Consider the following 19,824-nt stretch of genomic DNA (forward strand, 5'->3'; position numbering starts at 1 on the left):
AGCCCCCCGCATGGCTCTTCCCATGCCTGATGCCCCCATAGAAAATGATGATGATCTGATGCCCCCCTCCTCTATGCAAAATGTGGATTTTGAAACATCTGAGCTCAACAAGAAAGACGCGGCAATAGCCGCTCAGAAAGTTTACAACGGGGATTTCACCAATTACGAAGTCCCAGAAGACACGCTTTTAACAAATCCCAAAAATATTGACCAAACCCTGCTGAAGAAAGATTTACAACGCCAAGCCGAAATTCTTGAAGAAACCCTCAATAGTTTTGGCATTGAAGCAAAAGTTGGACAGATTCACTGTGGCCCAACCATTACATTGTTCGAGGTACATCCTGCCATCGGCGTCAAAGTGCAAAAAATTCGCACGCTTGAAAATGACATAGCCCTCAATATGCAAGCCAAGTCTATCCGCATTATTGCACCTATTCCAGGCAAAGCCGCCGTGGGAATTGAAGTACCAAATCAAAATCCTCAAGAAGTTGCGTTTAAAGATATTTTGCATGCTTACCAGCAAGGTGGCAGAAAATTTCACATACCCGTACTCCTGGGAAAAACGGTTCTCGGAGAGTATGTCATGAGCGACTTAGCAAAAATGCCCCACTGCATTATTGCAGGTGCCACAGGATCCGGAAAATCTGTTTGCATTAACACCATTGTGATGTCGATTTTGCTCAACGCAAAGCCCGATGAAATCAAATTGCTTATGGTAGATCCGAAGAAAGTCGAATTGACTCCTTATACCCGCTTACCACACATGCTAGCCCCTGTCATTACAGAACCGCACGGAGCTTGTGCCGCATTGAATTGGCTTGTAAAAGAAATGGAAAATCGATACGAGCTCTTAAAAATTTTATCCGTTCGAAATATTGAATCTTTTAATCAACGCAAACGCGACATTGCTTTTGAAGAAAGCTTAGAAAAAGAAATCCCCGAAAAACTGCCTTATATCGTGGGGATTATTGACGAGCTTGCCGATCTGATGATGGTGTCTAGCAGTGACATTGAAACTCCAATTGCCAGAATTGCACAAATGGCTCGCGCTGTAGGCATTCACTTAATTCTTGCGACCCAACGCCCCTCTCGCGAAGTAATCACAGGGATTATCAAAGCAAACTTCCCGACGCGGATTTCATTTAAAGTGGCTAGCCGAGTGAACAGTCAGATTGTGTTGGACGAAACAGGTGCAGAATCTCTGCTTGGAAATGGAGATATGCTCTTTCTTCCCCCAGGAAGCTCCCACCTCATTCGCGCTCAAGGCGCTTATATTCGAGATGAAGACATTATGGGTGTGGTGAAGAAAATTTGTGATCAAGCCCCACCAAATTACGTCATTAACTCTTTTGATCAAGGATCTTTTGAAGATTTTCAAGCAAGTCAAGCAGAATCCCCCGCTGATCAACTCTATGATAATGCCCTTGAAATTGTGCTAAGCACAGGCAATGCATCCACAACATTTTTACAACGTAAATTGAAAATAGGATACGCCAGGGCAGCTAGTTTGATTGATCTTTTAGAAAGTCAAGGTGTGATAGGACCAAATGAAGGCAGCAAGCCAAGAAAAGTTCTCCTCTCTAGAAAAAATGGGGGGGAAGAAATTTCTCACAAAAATGCAATCGCTATCGATGATGAGTAAGTTATTTTTTATCAGCGGGTAATTTTTTCTTCTCAAACTTGAGTAATCCCCCCCGCGAGTCTAAATTATCAATGAAATGCTGGTTAAGTTTTTCAAAACGTTCCAGCATTGCCTTGATGTGTGCTTGTGTCTCAGCATCAAAGCTATGTGATAGATGGCTACGCGCTAATTCTTGATCCAACTCCTGTAATTTACTAAGCAAATCGAATTCCAATAACTGTAATCGATTGATTTCTTCTTCCAGGGGAGCTTGTGTGGATAAAACATTGAGTTTTTCGGCCACCTCAACTAACTCCCTTAGAATAAGTTCGATGTGATTAATGAGAGTGATATTTTCACTTTTCATAATAAAGACCTCGGGTTTTTAATTAAGAATTATGAAAATTGCATGCCACTTTATAAAAAAACAAGCATGACGGCCTAATTACCGCCATGCTCAAAAAATTTTAAATCCTAGAAAGATATGCCTTTACTGAATCCATTTTCATTACTATACCAATAATCTCAAGCTCCCCTCGCTTTAGTGCAATATCGTAAGGGCGTTCGTCTTGCGTCTTCTTAAAAAATAGTTCCGGATCTTTTTCAATCATAAGAATGACTAATTCAAGCCAATCCTTATCGTTAAGAAATTTTTCGTAGAGAGGTAAAAAATACCTTTTTGATTCGTCGCCATAATTTTTCAATAAATAAGAACCAATATCAATAGATTTACCACTAAGAACGGCATCCCATATTTTTGCTAAAAGGGGATCATCTATAGTCACTTCCTGGAGAAGTTTTTCAAAGAAGGGCGAATAGCAACTTTTTACTGAACTAATTAACGCTTCACGATAGGCCTTTAGACGAACCCCTTCCGCCAGTTGAGCCACTACTTGCATAGCCTCAACAAATACGACATGATCTTTCGTATAAACAGCCAATTTTAAGACGGCATTTGGATCTTTGGCCGCTTTCTTAGTCTTCAAAAACGAACTAAAATAGCCCGCCCCCCTTCTCACATCTTTTTCAGAAGGGACACTCGAACTTTTGCAAAGAAACAGGAGTCTTTCCACATCTTTGTAGGCTGCATTCATTCCCTCGCTTAATTGCTGAGCTTGGATAACGATATCTTCAACTAAAGCATTTTCATCTTCCTCTAGCATAACGCCAGGATACGTTTGGCTTGTACTTTGAGATTGGGCACGGATGATTTGATTGAGCTCCGCTTTAATTCTGTCTTCTTCAGATTTTGTCGGCTGGCCATTTGTTTTTTTAAGAATCGCTAACTGTGCTAATAGCGCATTGACTTGTTCTGTTCCCTTATCATTTTCTCGCTGTGCTAACAGAGCTAGATTTATAAAATCATCAATATTTTTTTCGTGATGTTGCTGAATTGACTCTTCAAAGAAAGGTGTTTTTTCGGAAACTGGGGCTGAGGACAGTAATTTAAGCTCCTCCTCTAATAATTTTTTTTGATGCTTTTCTACCTGTTTGGCTTCATCAAATTTTCCCTGAGCTGTCAAAGATTGAATTATTTGCTCATCGTGAACTAACTCCTCATTCAACTTTTGCGCGAGAGGAGAAACATTTGATTGAGCCTCTCCATCTTCCACATAGTTTTCCAATTCAGATTGGAATTTTTTAATCTTTTCCTGGATATCTTCTATACGTTTTTGTTCTCTTTCGTAACTATCTTGTTCTTCTTTTAATTTTTTAAGCTCTTCTTCAGCCTTTACGATCTGCTTTAAAGGATCCATACTTCGATATGGATCCTCAGCCATTAAGCAGGAATTTTTTTTTTAGCGTTTTCTAATTCCTCTGAAAACTCACGCGCTGATTCAATGACGCTTTCCAGCTGTTGAACGGGATCTTTTTCCCTTTTCTCACTGGCCTCTGAAACTGAGGATTCAATCACAACAGCTGCACCATTTGAAACATCCTGGTTAACTTGCTGCGCCACTTCACTCTTGTTACCTGCAGGAATTGGTTCATCTTGCGAAACCCCTGATTTTCTAGTTATACGTACTTCCGCATTGATTTCCTCTTCTTCTTGCTTTATGAGTTGTTCATCGGCAAGTCTTTTTTCTTCTTCAGCTTTTGCTGCTTCCTCAGCTTTTTGTTGGGCTTCTAAAGCTGCTACACGCTCTTCTTCTTGCTTTGCAAGTTGCTCATCGGCAAGTCTTTTTTCTTCTTCAGCTTTTGCTGCTTCTTCAGCTTTTTGTTGAGCTTCTAAAGCTGCTACACGCTCTTCTTCTTGCTTTACAAGTTGCTCATCGGCAAGTCTTTTTTCTTCCTCAGCTTTTTGTTGGGCTTCTAAAGCTGCTACAGGCTCTTCTTCTTGCTTTGCAAGTTGCCCATCGGCAAGTCTTTTTTCTTCTTCAGCTTTTGCTGCTTCCTCAGCTTTTTGTTGGGCTTCTAAAGCTGCTACACGCTCTTCTTCTTGCTTTACAAGGCCTTCTTCAGCGTGATTTTTCGCTTCTACTTGAGTCGCGCCATCTTTTTGCTCAACTTCTAAATTTTCTTTTGAGGAATCGTTAGCTAAATCACCTATGATTAACTCTTCCGCAATTCGTCGCTCTTCAGCTTGCTCCGCTTTTTCTACTTCAGCTTTTTGCTGAGTGTCTGAAGCTATTTCTTCCTCAAAATTAGCTATAATATTTTGTTTGGCTTGCTCTTCAGTTTCTTCTTGCAGAGTTTCAGCTTCATTGGAAGTCTCTGCTTCTGATTTTTCTTCCTGTGCTTTCGTTTCCTTTTCTGTTTCAGCTTCCGGAGCATTTTCTTCTTCTGCTATTTTTTTTTCATCGTCTGTCGCTTGCTCTTGAACACCAGCTTGCCCTCCCACAGGTTCATTTTCAGGAGCCTTTGGTTCAGTTTTTTCACCTTCTTGAGTGTCTTGGCCTGTTTTTTCCTCTTTTTCTTTATTAGCTTGCTCTTCCGCAATTCGCTGATCTTCTGCAGCTTTTTGTGCTAATTCTTCTTGTAATCTCAGGGCCGCTTCTTGAGCAAGCTTCTGTTTTGTTAACTCCTCAGGACTAAATAGCGCCTTGCATTTTTCAAAATGCATTTTATAGCATTTTCCAACAGAATCATTTCGATTTCTAATTTTTAGAGGGAGGATTCTATTTAAGATAATTTCAAGATTTTGGCTATTTTGATTTACATGACTAAAATCTTTTATTAACTCATCTTTATTTGAATTGATATAATCGTGTAATTTTTCAGCAATATGCACAGAATCTCTACGGTCAATTTTAAAACCCAATAACTTTAAAAACCCCCTAAATGCTCTCCATAAACGTCCGTTGTATACAACCTGTAGCTCTGAAGAAAGCCATTTTCCTTTCTGCATGCTTTTTGCTACAGCATCTAAACGATTATTAATTGGCTCTTCGCCATTTTTTAAACTTATTTTTGGGGAATTCGTCATCATAGTCTCCTATTCAAGTAATATTTACCCAACTAACTTTTTTTTGATTTTTTCAACGCAGAATATGTTTTAGCACCAAATTAAGTCAACATAATAATTAAAAACCGATTCTTGTTAAAAAAACGCCCTTTATCCTTCCAATGATTCCGTATGTATGCTAAAAATGCTGGTTTAATCTCTTAAATTCATGGTTTCAAATGGAAGGTTTTTGTCCCTTAGCTTCAGGTTCCAAAGGAAATTGTATCTATGTTGGAACGCCCCATACAAAAATCTTGATTGATGCGGGTATTAGTGGAAAAAGAATTAAAGAAGAGCTCGCTCAATTGAATGTCGAATTAACGGACATTGATGCGATTTTTATTACCCATGAACATACGGACCATATTCAGGGACTAAGAGTTTTAGCTTACAAATTAGGAATCCCCGTATTTGCAAATCATGAAACTGCAAAGGGGATTGTAGAATGCTTCCATGATTGCCCAAAATTTAAAATCTTTACAACTGGAGAATCATTTCTTTTTGGAGATTTGGAAGTTCACCCTTTCAGTATCCAACATGACACGATCGATCCGGTCGGCTTCACCATTAAAACAGATCAATTGAAATTAGGGTTTTGCACTGATTTAGGTTTTGTCACCTCACTTGTACGCCATCAATTACAAAATTGCGATTACTTGTATGTCGAAGCCAATCATCAACCCTCTATGGTACATGCCTCTCCACGACCGATGGTTTACAAGCAGCGCGTATTAAGCCGTAGTGGTCACCTTTCAAATGAAGCCTGTGGGGAATTATTGTGTGATATTGCGCATGAAGGGCTCAAACATGTGCATTTAGCACACCTTTCGAGTGAATGTAACACGCCGGAAACAGCTCTTCAAGTTGTGCAAGGAGCTCTTCAAAACAGAGGAATTAAACTAGATATTAGCATCGCTCTTCAGCATAAAAGCAGTAAGCCAATCTATTTTAGTGAGCATCCTGCCTTAACACGATAAATAAAAAACCCTCAAATAGTCTAAAAAACTTACTTGAGGGTTTAAAAATGCGTATGGCTAACAGTCACTCTTAATGAAAAAGCCCCTTAATTTTATCTAGAAAGCCTTTGCGAGTAGGAAGATTGGTTGCATCTTCTAATTGAGCAAACTCTTCGAGTAACTCTTTCATTCGCTTACTGAGTTTTGTCGGGGTTTCGACGAAAATTTTTACTAAAAGATCACCTTTTCCTTGTCCATGGACATTCGGAAAACCCTCCCCTTTTACTCGGAAAACTTTCCCATTTTGGGTGCCTTCAGGAATGGTAATTCGACAGGTATGCGCTAATAAAGAAGGCACTTCTTTTTTGCAACCTAATGCAGCTTCCGTAAAACTAATCGGCAAATCGAGCAATAGATCATTGCCATCTCGTTCAAAAATTTCATGGGCTTCGACTTGGATAAAAACATACAGATCTCCGGGAGGGCCTCCACCCTGACCAGCATCTCCATAACCACTCATGCGTAAGCGCATGCCCGTATCAACACCAGCAGGAATATGCACTTTTACGTGTTGCTTTTCTTTAACAAGACCGCTTCCACGACAGTCAGAGCAAGGATCAACGATCATGCGTCCCTCACCATGGCATTGAGGACAAGTCATAGACATACTGAAAAAACCACGCTGTTCAAAAACCTGTCCAGCACCGCCACAACGATTACATTTTTTTATGCCTGCAGAGGATTTAGCACCTTTACCTGCGCACTCTTTACAAGTCACATAGTTTGTGACAACGAGTTCTTTATCAACTCCGCGAGCCGCTTCTTCAAAAGATAACGTGATATTGACCCGCTTGCTTGCACCTTGTCTGGCTCCCTGGCCACCGCCATGCCCTCCGCCAAAGTCACCGCCACCGAATACACTATCAAAAATCGAATCAGAGCCCATTCCACCGAAAGCACCCATAAAGGTACGCAAAGCTTCTTCCATGGAAGAATAGCTTGCCCCCCCAGCTGCAGAAGCACCCTGAACACCTTCTTTTCCGTATCGATCATATAACTGTCGTTTGTTGGTGTCGCTTAAAACTTCATAAGCTTCGGAAATCTCTTTAAACTTTTTTTCCGATTCTGCATCGCCTGGATTTTTATCTGGATGGTACTTCAAAGCCATTTTACGATAGGCTTTTTTTATCTCATCTTGAGTAGCGTTTCGCTGAACTTCTAGAGTATTGTAATAATCTGACATATGCTATTACCAAGTGGGTTCACACTTATGAGCGGTTGGCAGTACATAAGTACCCATGTCACGCTATAATTTGGATTTAATTGGAAATTTGATCTTTATAGAGGGCTGAATGACATCCCAATTTATCTCCTCGATCATAAGAGAGAAATTTAAGAAAAGGCCGCATAAACCGACATGAGCGTTATCTGACAGCCTTACTTTTTTTTAACGCTGCTTTTTATATTTTAAGGCAGCTTTAGACTTAGCTCGTTTTTTTACTGATGGTTTAGAATAAAAACGATGGGCTTTAACAGACTTCATGACGCCTTCTTTGTCGAGTCTTTTTTTAAGAGCTCTAAGAGCTTTATCAAGGGGTTCTCCCACCCGCACTTTAACAACTGTCATTTAACCTTAACCTACTTTTTAAATTTATCTTGCATAAATGCTTATTAAGTCAGGGGTGATTTAGTTTACAATTATTTTAAAATCACTCTAAACTTTCATAGTTAGCATTATCATACGAGAGTCGCAACATATAAATCAACCTAGAAATGCAACTCCCTAGATAAAACAATTTCATCCGTTGGCAGAATAGGTGACGTAGGTTTGGACACGATTTAGCCATCCTTCTAGCCATCTCTTTTCATTTCTTTGCGGAGGGGAATTCTCCACGCGATTTTTAAGAACAGCACTCGCACTCCGCGCAAATTCTTTAACAGGCTCAGAAGATGGATTCATACCAAGCAAAACTTGCCGTAACCCCCATCCAATTCCTTGATATCTTTCTTGAGGAGAAACACCCTCTCCCTTAAAATTTACATAATCCAATAATGCATAGGTTCCCGTCACAGATTCACTTAATTGACAAAATTGCGTATGAATTTTGTTTTGCTCTTCAGAAGTTAGGTTTTCAACTAGAATGGGCAGAGACTTTTCTAAACGCTCGAACATGAAATAAATTTGCAGATCAATATTTTCTAGTAAAAGCTGACGTAAACGCGTCAGCTTTTTTTCATCTTGAGCCGCAAGAAATTCCTCTCTCGTCTTCCAAGGGCATCCGTCTGCTTGCATTAACCAATTAGGAAGCGCAATCCCTTGCTTACACAAAAACTTGATTAGAGTTGGAAAGGATTCTTTAAAAGGAGAATCAGAACCTTTGGGGTGCCAAATAAAATGCCCGATCCCAAGCGAAGCAAACTCCTCCCCTGCATTCCAAGACGTTAAACCCGCAATCGATTTTTTACATTCATTCTTCCAAATTTGCTCACCCAATTGGCGAGCCTGCTCAGGAGAAATTTCAAGAGCATGATTTGGCAAAGCAAAACAAAGTAAAAGTCCTAAAACAGAAAAAATTAAGGGTTTGTAGTCGCGCATTGATACTCCTGGCGAATTAAATGTGCAGCAGAATTAAAAGAGCAGCAAACAGGGCTGTAAGTGCAAATGACAATCGATGCTTTTGAAAATAAAGTTTGATCCCAAGGATCTCGCCCTGCAACCACAATAACAGGAAGCCCCTCTTTTATCAATGCCTCAACAAACGTGACTTGTTGCGGATATCGCCATGCATTGTAAGTACAGAATACGCATAAGTCGGACCGCGCAGCTAAGGCTACCCCCGCATCAAACGCTTCCTTTTCAGGACTTAATGAATCATAAAAATACCGGGTTGTCAAAGGAGCTAAGTGCACTAAGTCACTTTTTTCTATTGCCTCCTGACAAATAGAAGGTGACACAAGAAGGATGCGCTGAGTCTTTAAACTAACTTTTTCTTGAAGCTGACAATACTTAACTTCTGTGGCAGTATCCGCTACTTTTTGTGCCAATTGTTGATGAATAGATGGATCAAATGATAGAGCAAGATCTTGGCATGCATAAATTTTTTTGGCTGCTAGAATTCTCCGAACAGATGCGTCGAGTCTCTGCTCAGAAATTTCTCCCGTTTGGACTAAAAACACAAGGGTCTGATGGATTTTTGCAATCTCATCGATCGTGATTTCAAATCCCCCTCCTTCTCCCAACAGCTGCTTTCCACCCAATAAAAGCACATCATGACCCGCTTTAAAGCTTTGAATGGCAGCATCGACGACACCTTGAGATTGCCCTAAACATCCTTGCATAGCCAAAGAATCTGTCAAAATCACCCCTTCGAAACCCATCTCTTTTCGAAGGACTTGCGTCACAGCATCGCATGAAAAAGTGATACATGTTTTTGCATCAAGCGCGGGCACAAACAAATGAGATGTCATCACGGCCTCCGAAAGAGGGAGAAGTTGATGAAAAGGATATAGTTCGACCTGATCTAATTCACCTCTTGTTTTGTTCAGGCAAGGTAAAGCTTGATGCGAATCAACTTCAACATCACCATGACCAGGAAAATGTTTTAATACGGACAAAATAGAGGATTTTCGAAATCCTTCCATCATTTCCTTTCCGAGAGAAGCCACATCTTTGGGTGATGATCCAAAAGCCCGAATACCTATAATCGGATTTTTCTCATTACAATTCACATCAACAACGGGAGCCAAATTTACATTAATCCCCACACTCTTTAATTCCAATCCTGTGGCATAAGCACAAGCTTCGGCATCCCCTGCTTTTTTTATTTGACCTAAAGCATAATTTCCTGGGAATTGCGTAAAACCGTTTTTCAATCGATTAACCACGCCCCCTTCCTGATCAATCGCAAGGAATAAAGGAATCGGATGAGCCCGTTCCTGCGCCAAAGACTGCAGCCCTCGGCTTAAAATTTGCACTTGCTGGGCATCCGCTAATCCATTAGCCCACTCATAATAAATGATTCCTCCAATATGAAAATCCTGAATGAGTTTTTTTGCATCCCCATTAGCCTCTGTCCCGTAAAAATGCACCCTCAAAAGCTGGCCGACTTTCTCCTCTATGGAGAGCTCATCTAATCTTGGGAGATTACTTTGACACTGAAGGGGTGGATAGCTAAATAGTAAAAGTATCCAAAAAATATATTTTCTCATGAATCCCTCTGAAAATATATCAGGATATCAAATCAGACGATTTCTTCAACACAAAAGGGAACCCCATGCAGCTGAACGACTACGTAGACTACAGACGCCTCCTAATGCATTTTCAAGCGACGAACCTTCCTGGCCAAAACGACCGAAATCACTTTACCCAAGAAATTTCCAGGGAAAGAGATCTGGCCAGCAAAAATATAACACAGATTGAACCATTATCCGCCTCACAGTCACAATCTCTTTTTTTTACAGTCTTACCAGAATCGATTCAAATTTATATCTTTGGTTTTTTAAAAAAAGAATCAAGCATTTGCACATCTGTCTGCCACGCCTTTCACCATCTTGTGATCAGAGATGTGATCAGAGAACAGCTCGCCCCCTTAAGTCACGATAAAGAAAAGATGATTTTGCAAGGCATGGTGGATGTCGAAAACACAATGAATCACGAATTGGGAAATGTGCATGCTTTAGATGAATTAACCAAAGACATTAAAAACGTTGCGGTAGTCAAAAGAAAACTCGAAAACATAGTATGTTTTTTATCTGTTTATAAAGCTCATTTTCTTTTCATGCTCTCTTTAGAAGAAAATGCACATTATAAAATACTGATTAAAGGAAATCTGATCGAAATTCATCATTATCAAAAAGAATGTGAAAGACATTTAAAAGAATGTACATATTATTTAAAAAGAAAGCATTAATCGATCTAATGAATTAGGGCCTTTTTATAGGCTCTATAATTCTCATCTAATGAATGCTTTCTTGTTATTCCTCTTGATCTCGACCCATTTTTGGTTTAAAATACATTTATTTAACCCTTATTTTAGTCAGATATGAATTCAGAGAAAAAACGTCAAAAAAAATGGGTTGCTTGCCCAATCGAAGATGAATATTTTGGTAATGATCGCAAAGCACACCGTCTAGAAAGAAAACTCGCCTCTCAAAAAGATCGCTCCAAGTATAAAAAAACAGATCGGGAAAAGCATGAAAAACAATTAGCTGAACAGCGTAATGCAAAATTTTCCAGAGATGAATTAGACAAAGGTCGCGTCATCTCCATTGTTCCACAGGGAATCCTCGTCGCTAGTGGCGACCAAGAATTTCTGTGTACCTTACGTGGAGTTTTGAAAAAAGAACGAGGATTAGCAAAAAATTTAGTCACGGTTGGCGATTTTGTTCTTTTTGAAAAAACTACTCCGGAAGAGGGTTTAATTGCACATGTTGAACCTCGCAAGACAATCTTATCAAGAGCAGACAACCTTTCCAGGCGCAAAGAACAGCTTATCGCCGCCAATATTGACCAAGTATTAATTACAGCTTCCGTTTTGAGCCCCCCGCTAAAACCTTCATTAATAGATCGTTATATTATTGCCACACAAAAAGGGGGAATGACGCCCATTATTGTGGTAAATAAAATAGATCTGCTCTCCACATCAGATGCTGAAGATCCCATACTCGAGCAAGAAAAAGCTCTTTTTGAGACATTTTTAGAAGGATACCGTCAAGCAGGCTTAAAGGTTATCCCTGTAAGCACGGTTACAGGAGAAGGTATTGAGGCATTAAAAGAACAAATGCGCGACAAATCTTCCGTTTTTTCTGGTCAATCAGGCGTAGGAAAATCCTCTTTGATTAATGCTCTGATCGGATCTGATTTGCGTATCGGGAAAATCGTGCACCGCACTAAAAAAGGGGCTCACACGACAACAACAACACATCTTATGCCACTCGATTTTGGGGGATGGTGCATCGATACACCTGGAATAAAAAGCTTTGGAGTCTGGGACCTGGACCAAAATGAATTAGAAAGCTACTTCTCTGAAATTTATCGGGTTGGACGCACATGCAAATTTCCGAACTGCTCCCATTTACATGAAGAAGATTGCGCTGTCATTCAGGCTGTAGAAGAAGGCAAAATCTCTCTTCTGCGCTTTGAATCTTACCACGACCTTTTGCATAGCATCACACAAAAACATTTGCGCCGTTGAATCTTTAAAACACAAAGTGAGGTAAATATGGCTTACATCCGATCTGTTAAAGCGATTGAAATTCTAGACTCTCGTGGGAATCCAACCCTTGAAGTCACCTTAGCAACCGATCGAGATATCGTAGTCAAAGCCTCCGTCCCTTCTGGAGCCTCTACAGGTGAACACGAAGCCGTTGAATTACGCGACAACGACCCCTCTCGTTACCATGGGAAAGGAGTCCAGCAAGCGATTGCCCACGTGAACGGGCCCATTGCGCAGATCTTGATTGGAAGACACGTCTATGATCAAACAGAATTAGATTTGCTCATGATCTCTACCGATGGGACTGAAAATAAAGGACGTTTTGGTGCAAATGCCATTTTAGGTGCATCCTTAGCATTAGCTCGCGCCGGAGCCGCCACTGCGCATTTACCCCTTTATCGTTACATTGGCGGAAGCCACACCTATATTCTCCCCTGCCCTATGATGAATATTATGAATGGCGGTGCCCATGCAGACAACTCGTTGGAATTTCAAGAATTTATGATTCGCCCTACTGGCGCCCCCTCTTTTCGTGAAGCGATCCGTTGGGGAGCTGAAATTTTTCACACTTTGAAAAAAATTTTAAAAGAAGATGGGCATGTGACTTCCGTTGGCGATGAAGGCGGATTTGCCCCTAATCTGCCATCTAATGAAGCCGCCATCGAATATATTTTAGCGGCCATTGAAAAAGCAGGCTATCATCCTGGCTCGCAAGTGACACTAGCCTTGGATTGTGCAGCTTCTGAGTTCTATGATAAAGCCAATAAGACCTATATCGAAAAGAAAAAGAAGCGGCAAAAACAAACTTTTGCAGAGCGATCGGCACAAGAACAGACGGATTACCTAGCATCCCTTTGCAATCAATACCCGATCGATTCCATTGAAGATGGCCTGGACGAAAATGATTGGAATGGCTGGAAGTATTTAACAGAAAAATTAGGTAAAAAAATTCAAATCGTTGGCGATGACATTTTCGTGACGAATCCTAAATTTTTACAAAAAGGATTCGAGGAAAAAATTGCGAACTCTATTTTAGTCAAAGTTAATCAAATTGGAACATTAACAGAAACGTTAGAGACGATTCGGCTCGCCCAAACACACGCTTATTCCGCAGTCATCTCTCACCGTTCGGGTGAAACAGAAGACAGCATCATTGCAGATATTTGCGTGGCTACAAATTCGGGCCAGATTAAAACAGGGTCTTTGTGCAGAACGGACAGAGTCGCGAAATATAACCGCTTACTAAGCATTGAAGCTGAGCTTGGCTCAATCGCACGTTATGCAGACAGTCACTCAGCCAAAAAAATCTAGCGCAAACTCAATACCTGTTTAAGTTCACGTGGACAGTTCGAAATAATGCCATCCACGTGAGCTTGGATAAGATAATTCATCATTCCAGGATCATCTACAGTCCACACCCACACTTTCTTTTTCATCTGCTTTAACAGACTCAGCATTCTTTGGGTGATCAATCCATAGTGCATGGCGACAATGTCGGGTTCGTACTGAACATGTTGCTGCCACTCTTTCTCCTCCTCAATAATCGAAACTAGAGGCTGGGAAGACTGTCTTTCTCGTAAGGCTTTCATAATTTCTGATGATAAAGATCCTACCACAACTTTATTCGCTTCTGCCGAAATGATTTTCAAGACAACTTCAGCTAATTCATTGGGAGAAGCCGAGCCCTCTTTAATCTCCACCATCAAGCCACATTTCCCTCTGCATAAAACCAATACATCTTCCAGAGAAGGGACTTTTTGACCTGCAAAATTAGGATCAAACCATATGCCAGCATCCCACTTTTGCAGTTCTGAAAAGCTAAAGTCTGCGACCGAGCCCCTAGCATGTGGCAATGTCCGTGAAAGAAAAAGATCGTGAATAACAATAGGAATTCCATCCTTCGTTAAATGCACATCTATTTCGATATAGTCCACGCCGATATCCAGTGCTTGCTGAAAAGCGCACAAAGTATTTTCTGGAGCATCTTTAGAATTTCCACGATGCGCTATATTTGCAATCGGAGCCGTAAGAGGAAGATTAGGATGTAAGGAAGTTTGAAAAAAGATATCCATCGGGAACACATCCGATTTGTTAAATCTAAACAATCACTCTAAGATTTTTTTTCACGAGTTGGCAGTGTTGGTTGATCCAAGAAAAACAATCTTTTCCGATTCTCACCGGTACATTGATTTTTTTTTCATCAACCGAAAAAGCTGTCGGTATTGTATTTAAACGCACCCAAGTTTGCAAGCGACGAAATAACTCCGTATTTAAATCCTTACGATGAAGAGTTTGCACAACGTCTTTGCCATCTTGGTGAATCTGTGGATAAGAAAATTGGATTCCCCAAGGGATATGATCTTGCCCAAAAATCATGGAACGAAACTTGCCATCAAGCGGAGAATAATCCAACGTATGGGCTTGAACTTGAATAACAGGCTTTCCAATGCGAACTAATTGCTGGTTTTCACCTGTTTGAATGCAATAAAGGGCGTCTAAATCCGAAGTAAAGATCGAAGAAAAAGAAGTAGAAGTGATTTGATAGTCCGGAAGCTTTCCAGCTAGCAAAGTCTGAATATAATCTTTATAAGCTTTTAAGAAGTCATCACGCAAGATTTCCCCTGCACCACATTCCACTACCCGACCAATCGAGTAGATATAAAACAACCCTAATTCCTCGAAAAGAGACTCCATCTGTTCACTACTAATGAGTAGTTGCAAATTTAACCATTTAGAGGCCTGCAAAGGGATGGCGTCCTCTAACTTGACAACACGCAGAGGAGACTTCATCATACATTCGCTTTTGTAGAAGACTTAGGTGAAGTGGAAACAAAGGAATAAAGGAAAATCCAGACAATTCCAATGCATATGGCTGAATCAGCCAAATTGAAAACGGGATAATCATAACCCCACAGAACAAAGTGAAGCATATCGACAACATGTCCATACAAAAAATAATCGACAATATTTCCGACTGCCCCCCCAATAATCAAAGCAAGGGGGATTTCTAACTTTTTTTCGTAACGATAAAAAAGTAAATAACAAAATAATGAGGCAATTAAAAGAATGCGGAAAACAAGCAGATACTCTTGAAAATCGGCAAATATCCCTCCGATTGCACCTCTATTTTCCACGTAATTCAGTGAAAATTGAACCCCAAAAAAATCTTGGAAAACCGGTATCCCACCGTAGGGATACCAGTAAGATTCAAACAAGGGCTTAGGCAAATAGTGAAAAGCATAATACTTAGATATCATATCCGACATCAAAACGACGATACTAATCCAGAATGCTTTAAACTTCATCATACCTAAATGAGACCTTTCTCTAACTTTTCTTGAGCTTTCACAGTCATGGAAGCATAAGGAACTGCTTCTAAACGTGCAAGAGGAATTTCTTCACCAGTCACATCACAAATCCCGTATGTATTATCGTGAATTTTTTCCAGTGCACGATCAATTTGTCTCAAAATCGCATATTCTCTTGTCGTTACTTCCAAATTGATTGTTCTGTCAAAGTCATCGGTTCCTTGATCAGCTTGATGTTGAGAATAGCCGGTCGCTTCGTCAGGTTTCTTGACTTCTTCCGTCGATCCTTTCAACATACGCGTCAGATGATCGCGCATCTCTTCTAGTCTTTTTTTAAATTTTGCCACTTCAGTTTTTTTCAGCGCCATTCGTTTCTCCTTATAGACCAATCTATTCGATTTTATTCATAATCTACCCTACCTACGGGAATGCTCTCCATACCATTCCTTCTGCCTTTCAAATTTTCAGATAATTTTGTTCTAGGTTTTAGATGCCAAGATCTACACGAGATGTGAGACCACAACATTCGAAATCTAGCCAAAAGATATCGAAGAAAGTTCAAAAAGCAAAGCCGGACGCGGTATTGGTCGGCAAGTAATTTTATGAATAAGAATTCGCTATATTTTATTAGACCTCTCTTTGTCAAGTATAACTTATTTTCCAAAAATTTTCATGCAAATTCACTAAGTAGGAAGGGATTTTTTAGCTTAGCGGATAGGGATACGCATTTGTGAGCTGAAGAAAGTCAAACTTTGGACAACAAAAAGTCCTGTTTTCATATTTTTTTATTCACCTCTGAATAAACAGCAAAAATTGTAGTTATTTCAGTAATAAAATGGAAGGAATAAATAAAGATATTAAAATTTAATTACATAGAAGTCCTTCAGACATAATGGATAAAGCTATCTTTTTATCTAAAATTCAGCTATTTTCTAACAAAAAATAAAAATTTATATAACGCCTTAGCAAGCAAACAAATACTTCCAATATCTAGATTCGAGCTAACTATGACAACTCCATTGATCGCAAGCAAATCTTTTTATTTACCCATAGTCTACGATCCGACAAAACAAAACAAGACCATTTCAGTAACAACAAAAAATATTCTAAAAATCTATTCTGAAGAACTTGAACGATTAGCTAAACTATCTACTGAAAAAGTTGTGCATTTAAAATTAGATGAACTTTTTGATTTTTCAAATCAGGAAAGTTGGGTTTTATACTTTAAAGCCTTAGATTTCATCCTTGAAAACCCACTTGCAGAGATTGCTTATTTTCTTATAACAAAATGGTGTAAGCAAGACCCATCAAAATCTTTGATCTTACTAAATTATCTTTTGCAAAAAACAGATCGAAATCAAGACGCCCTGTTCTCCCATTTTATTTTTATTTTAAACGAGCTCGAAGATGAACAGCTTAAAAATTCTGAAATAATTAAAAATTTGTCTCAAGCTTATATCTATTTACGTCTTGAATATTCTGATTTTCCTGGTGAAAATATAGATAATATTTCAAAAATGAAAGATCAATTGAAGAAATCCGATTTAGAAGCTTATAAAGACTTACTTTTTGAAGAAATAAAAATATGTATCCAAATGGAATTAACAGGCGATGCAGAAAAGACCTTAAAACGACTTTTACTTTGCCCCCTTTCTGAAGAAGAGACCATTAAAGCAACACTCCATTTTAAGCAATTTGTTGAAAATAAAAAAGACGCGGCTCAACACAAAAAATTTTTGAAAGAGATAGGATGGAATTCGATCAGCGAAACATACGCGTTCTCTCTCATTCGTACCAACAACCTTGTTGGATTTATCAGCTTTATAAATTGCATGCCTCCCATTCATCCAAAATTTTGGGAACGAGTCATCCACGAAGTCACACAATCCCACCACAAAAATATACAAAAGAGTTTTTTGGACTATTTAGCCGAGAAAGCCAGCTCAGTGCTCATCCATAAAGAAGTACATACAAGCTCATTAATCACCTGTATTTTTGAACATATGCATGTGCAATCTCTTTCGGCTTTTTTTTTAGTTGATCCTGAAATACAGGACCCGGTCATGTTTCTTCAGCAATCTCTTAAGCTGTTCACTGCGACACCCCATTTTAAACCCCAACAAGAATTGCTTTCCAAAATTCATGAGAAGTTAGAGTGCATTCAAACCCAGCAGCAAACTCAATGGGAAGTCCACAAATTTACATTGATCTTCGCGTATCTAAATTTATGCGTGAACTTTAGAGACTTCTCTTCTTTCAGCAAAGCTTTCGACTATTTAGAGGAATTATTAAAATCTGGTTTATCAAAGATTCATCATCATCCATTCCTTTCCCTACACGACAACCTATTAAAAACACTCAAAAGCGCAGGCCCCAAACATTTGAATAAAAGTCTTATTGGTGAAATGAGCATTTCCATGTTTAAGTATTTCGGATTTCTGCATGAGAATTGGACAGGGAAACGCATTGATTATATGCCAATCTGTGATGTGCTCAACCACATTTATACCTTAAGCCTACGTTCTGGACTTCAAAGTGAGTCTTTAATCTACATGGCGGGCAAATTGCTTTTTTTCGAGGAACAAAGAACGCCGATTACAATTTCTAAAACAAGAAATACAAAAAAATTAGAAATATCACCTTTTAGGGAGCATACCCCTCTTATCGAGGCCATTCTTAAGCGTCTGATGTCTTCTAATTGCAGCGAAAACCTCTTTATTGCTAATACATGTCTATCCGATCGACATCTTCAATTGGCTTCCCCACAAAATTATGTTCAGCTCAGAATTGATTGCTTTAACACACTCTGTGCTTTTTTGAAACGAACAGATCGTTTTAAAGAAATGCTGGAGATTTTAAATAGTTTTGATTACTTCCTTGGAACATGTCAAGAAAGCTTAAAAAAGCTTTCAGATCCTTCAATAAAACAATTATGGGAAAATATTCTGGTCTGCTCTCTGCTCATTCCTAAAGAATGGAATCTAAAAAGTAACACACGTCCATTTAACGGTTTCTGGATTTTCTTTGTCAAACATGTACAAGGCGCTAATTTTTATGAAAAGATGGCTTTTAAAATCAGATGCATTAGGGAATGTTTTTCTAATTTTCATATTTGCAAAAGTGAACAGGATGTTTTACATACACAACTTTTTCTAACTTTCGATCTTCATTTATTAAATGACGCACCAAAAGATTGTCCTTATGTGAAAAAAGCTTTTTTAGATGTTGTCTTTAGTATCCCTCCAAATCATCCTATGTTAAAAGAGGCTCATCTCAATAGAGTCAAAAATTGTCTAAAAAAAATCTTTGATCAGAACATTCTACGCAAAAATGATCCAGAATATGTTGTGATAAATACTTATTTAAATTTAGATATTGAGGATCTCTCTGCATCTCATTTAGATTATTTTGTTACCCAATTTTCTCTCTCAAAAAACAACATAAAAGTAAAACAACGCCTTTTATATATTTTGCATCGGAAACAACAAAATTTAAATTTTTCACATCTTTACAAACTGATGACAGCATTATTTAATGTCCCTCTTGAGATCATGGATCCACTGGAATTCATCACAATTGCAAAATTCATCATCCATTTAAAAAAATCGGCTTCCCCCACAAAAGCTCACCGAAAGTCTTTTCTGCAATTTTCCCAGCTTTTTTTAGAGAAAGCTGGAATCCATACTTTGGAGAGATCGAATTGCTTTTCATTTTTATGCATTTGGCAAAAATTGATTAAAACATATATACGATGGGGTTTCTACGCAAAAAAATCTTCTGTATTACTCAACTTACTAAAAAAGACGATTACAATTTGTGAAAGACTTCAATTAAAACCCATAGAATGCTCAAGCGCTCTTTTAGTCTATTTTCTTTTTATGTCGAAAAATTCCTCTACCCCACTACCTCCAAAATTTTTCGAACAACTAGATGAAATTTTAAACAAAGAGGCCATAAAAGTCCTCGAAACAACTCTTGATGAGAATCGCCGGTTTTTAATTTCTATTTTCAAAAAAATTTGTGAAAGAGAGGGTTTTAAATCCTTGCTACCCAAACTTTTTGAGAGTCTTTCTAAAATTAAAATGAACGAGAATTTTTCTGTGCTTTTTTCTGGGCAGCTAGAAAGCATATCTGCAATCATTAAAAAAGATCTTTCCGACCTTTTACTTTCAGAAATTAATGTGGGTTTCCATTTATTCCAGATTTATCCATTTAAGTTTTCTAATCCTATTCCTCATAACATATTCAAACCCATTTTAGATTAATCATAAATCGAGTT

General features: G+C 38.9%; 17 protein-coding genes. 6 read left to right on the top strand and 11 right to left on the bottom strand.

Going from position 1 to position 19,824, the window contains the following annotated elements; genetic code table 11:
* A partial coding sequence (locus AB7E63_RS04040) for a DNA translocase FtsK (RefSeq protein WP_428418781.1) occupies window positions 1–1,642 on the top strand: 1,642 nt, incomplete at its 5' end.
* A 1-nt stretch (window position 1,643) separates the two neighbouring features.
* Here the strand turns inward: AB7E63_RS04040 and AB7E63_RS04045 are convergent.
* The 3 genes from AB7E63_RS04045 to AB7E63_RS04055 form a co-directional block, all read right to left on the bottom strand.
* Window positions 1,644–1,988, bottom strand: coding sequence for a hypothetical protein (locus AB7E63_RS04045; RefSeq protein ID WP_006341415.1), 345 nt, complete (start codon window positions 1,986–1,988; stop codon window positions 1,644–1,646).
* Window positions 1,989–2,088: 100 nt separating this feature from the next.
* The gene (locus AB7E63_RS04050; RefSeq protein ID WP_013925570.1) at window positions 2,089–3,378 is read right to left on the bottom strand and encodes a hypothetical protein; all 1,290 of its coding nucleotides are present in this window, start codon (window positions 3,376–3,378) and stop codon (window positions 2,089–2,091) included.
* Window positions 3,379–3,401: 23 nt separating this feature from the next.
* Window positions 3,402–5,051, bottom strand: a complete 1,650-nt coding sequence (locus tag AB7E63_RS04055) for a hypothetical protein (RefSeq protein ID WP_148265748.1) — start codon at window positions 5,049–5,051, stop codon at window positions 3,402–3,404.
* A 194-nt stretch (window positions 5,052–5,245) separates the two neighbouring features.
* Here AB7E63_RS04055 and AB7E63_RS04060 point away from each other — a divergent pair, with 194 nt between their 5' ends.
* Complete coding sequence (locus AB7E63_RS04060; protein WP_006341689.1) at window positions 5,246–6,043, top strand: MBL fold metallo-hydrolase; 798 nt, start codon at window positions 5,246–5,248, stop codon at window positions 6,041–6,043.
* A 70-nt stretch (window positions 6,044–6,113) separates the two neighbouring features.
* Here the strand turns inward: AB7E63_RS04060 and dnaJ are convergent, their stop codons facing one another.
* The 4 genes from dnaJ to AB7E63_RS04080 all read right to left on the bottom strand — a co-directional run bounded on the left by dnaJ (window position 6,114) and on the right by AB7E63_RS04080 (window position 10,231).
* Entirely contained in the window at window positions 6,114–7,265 is a 1,152-nt protein-coding gene (gene dnaJ / locus AB7E63_RS04065; protein ID WP_006341690.1) for a molecular chaperone DnaJ, read from the bottom strand.
* Between the two features lie 204 nt (window positions 7,266–7,469).
* On the bottom strand, window positions 7,470–7,649 hold the full coding sequence (gene rpsU / locus AB7E63_RS04070; RefSeq protein ID WP_006341691.1) for a 30S ribosomal protein S21: 180 nt from the start codon (window positions 7,647–7,649) through the stop codon (window positions 7,470–7,472).
* A 171-nt stretch (window positions 7,650–7,820) separates the two neighbouring features.
* Entirely contained in the window at window positions 7,821–8,618 is a 798-nt protein-coding gene (locus tag AB7E63_RS04075) for a hypothetical protein (RefSeq protein ID WP_013925572.1), read from the bottom strand.
* Complete coding sequence (locus tag AB7E63_RS04080; RefSeq protein ID WP_428418785.1) at window positions 8,597–10,231, bottom strand: glycoside hydrolase family 3 protein; 1,635 nt, start codon at window positions 10,229–10,231, stop codon at window positions 8,597–8,599. Before AB7E63_RS04080 ends, AB7E63_RS04075 begins: the two co-directional genes overlap by 22 nt.
* Window positions 10,232–10,296: 65 nt before the next feature.
* On the opposite strand from AB7E63_RS04080, the gene AB7E63_RS04085 reads away from it, so the two are divergent.
* The 3 genes from AB7E63_RS04085 to eno all read left to right on the top strand — a co-directional run bounded on the left by AB7E63_RS04085 (window position 10,297) and on the right by eno (window position 13,548).
* On the top strand, window positions 10,297–10,932 hold the full coding sequence (locus AB7E63_RS04085; RefSeq protein ID WP_013925574.1) for a hypothetical protein: 636 nt from the start codon (window positions 10,297–10,299) through the stop codon (window positions 10,930–10,932).
* 132 nt (window positions 10,933–11,064) lie between these two features.
* Window positions 11,065–12,216, top strand: coding sequence for a ribosome small subunit-dependent GTPase A (gene rsgA / locus AB7E63_RS04090; RefSeq protein ID WP_006341695.1), 1,152 nt, complete (start codon window positions 11,065–11,067; stop codon window positions 12,214–12,216).
* A gap of 27 nt (window positions 12,217–12,243) precedes the next feature.
* Entirely contained in the window at window positions 12,244–13,548 is a 1,305-nt protein-coding gene (gene eno / locus AB7E63_RS04095; protein ID WP_006341696.1) for a phosphopyruvate hydratase, read from the top strand.
* Here eno and AB7E63_RS04100 read toward each other — a convergent pair.
* Genes AB7E63_RS04100 through AB7E63_RS04115 form a run of 4 tightly spaced genes read right to left on the bottom strand, consistent with a single transcriptional unit; the run spans window position 13,545 to window position 15,913 of the window.
* Window positions 13,545–14,309 (bottom strand): glycerophosphodiester phosphodiesterase, encoded by a 765-nt coding sequence (locus AB7E63_RS04100; protein ID WP_006341697.1) that lies wholly within the window; start codon window positions 14,307–14,309, stop codon window positions 13,545–13,547. The genes eno and AB7E63_RS04100 overlap by 4 nt on opposite strands.
* Window positions 14,310–14,334: 25 nt before the next feature.
* Complete coding sequence (locus tag AB7E63_RS04105; protein ID WP_006341698.1) at window positions 14,335–15,030, bottom strand: hypothetical protein; 696 nt, start codon at window positions 15,028–15,030, stop codon at window positions 14,335–14,337.
* Complete coding sequence (gene lspA / locus AB7E63_RS04110; protein ID WP_006341699.1) at window positions 15,027–15,545, bottom strand: signal peptidase II; 519 nt, start codon at window positions 15,543–15,545, stop codon at window positions 15,027–15,029. The genes AB7E63_RS04105 and lspA overlap by 4 nt, the downstream gene beginning before the upstream one ends.
* Window positions 15,546–15,547: 2 nt before the next feature.
* Window positions 15,548–15,913, bottom strand: a complete 366-nt coding sequence (locus tag AB7E63_RS04115) for a TraR/DksA family transcriptional regulator (RefSeq protein ID WP_006341700.1) — start codon at window positions 15,911–15,913, stop codon at window positions 15,548–15,550.
* Between the two features lie 639 nt (window positions 15,914–16,552).
* Here AB7E63_RS04115 and AB7E63_RS04120 point away from each other — a divergent pair.
* Complete coding sequence (locus AB7E63_RS04120) at window positions 16,553–19,810, top strand: hypothetical protein (protein WP_013925576.1); 3,258 nt, start codon at window positions 16,553–16,555, stop codon at window positions 19,808–19,810.
* Window positions 19,811–19,824 lie beyond the last annotated feature (14 nt).

Source organism: Parachlamydia sp., from assembly GCF_050255895.1.
Taxonomy (GTDB): Bacteria; Chlamydiota; Chlamydiia; order Chlamydiales; family Parachlamydiaceae; genus Parachlamydia; species Parachlamydia acanthamoebae.

Coding starts and splice junctions, on each gene's coding strand:
- rsgA (WP_006341695.1), top strand. CDS start 11,065: ATGAATTCAGAGAAAAAACGTCAAAAAAAATGGGTTGCTTGCCCAATC.
- AB7E63_RS04045 (WP_006341415.1), bottom strand. CDS start 1,988: ATGAAAAGTGAAAATATCACTCTCATTAATCACATCGAACTTATTCTA.
- rpsU (WP_006341691.1), bottom strand. CDS start 7,649: ATGACAGTTGTTAAAGTGCGGGTGGGAGAACCCCTTGATAAAGCTCTT.
- AB7E63_RS04080 (WP_428418785.1), bottom strand. CDS start 10,231: ATGAGAAAATATATTTTTTGGATACTTTTACTATTTAGCTATCCACCC.
- AB7E63_RS04105 (WP_006341698.1), bottom strand. CDS start 15,030: ATGATGAAGTCTCCTCTGCGTGTTGTCAAGTTAGAGGACGCCATCCCT.
- eno (WP_006341696.1), top strand. CDS start 12,244: ATGGCTTACATCCGATCTGTTAAAGCGATTGAAATTCTAGACTCTCGT.
- AB7E63_RS04060 (WP_006341689.1), top strand. CDS start 5,246: ATGGAAGGTTTTTGTCCCTTAGCTTCAGGTTCCAAAGGAAATTGTATC.
- AB7E63_RS04115 (WP_006341700.1), bottom strand. CDS start 15,913: ATGGCGCTGAAAAAAACTGAAGTGGCAAAATTTAAAAAAAGACTAGAA.
- AB7E63_RS04050 (WP_013925570.1), bottom strand. CDS start 3,378: ATGGATCCTTTAAAGCAGATCGTAAAGGCTGAAGAAGAGCTTAAAAAA.
- AB7E63_RS04055 (WP_148265748.1), bottom strand. CDS start 5,051: ATGATGACGAATTCCCCAAAAATAAGTTTAAAAAATGGCGAAGAGCCA.
- dnaJ (WP_006341690.1), bottom strand. CDS start 7,265: ATGTCAGATTATTACAATACTCTAGAAGTTCAGCGAAACGCTACTCAA.
- AB7E63_RS04100 (WP_006341697.1), bottom strand. CDS start 14,309: ATGGATATCTTTTTTCAAACTTCCTTACATCCTAATCTTCCTCTTACG.
- lspA (WP_006341699.1), bottom strand. CDS start 15,545: ATGATGAAGTTTAAAGCATTCTGGATTAGTATCGTCGTTTTGATGTCG.
- AB7E63_RS04120 (WP_013925576.1), top strand. CDS start 16,553: ATGACAACTCCATTGATCGCAAGCAAATCTTTTTATTTACCCATAGTC.
- AB7E63_RS04085 (WP_013925574.1), top strand. CDS start 10,297: ATGCAGCTGAACGACTACGTAGACTACAGACGCCTCCTAATGCATTTT.
- AB7E63_RS04075 (WP_013925572.1), bottom strand. CDS start 8,618: ATGCGCGACTACAAACCCTTAATTTTTTCTGTTTTAGGACTTTTACTT.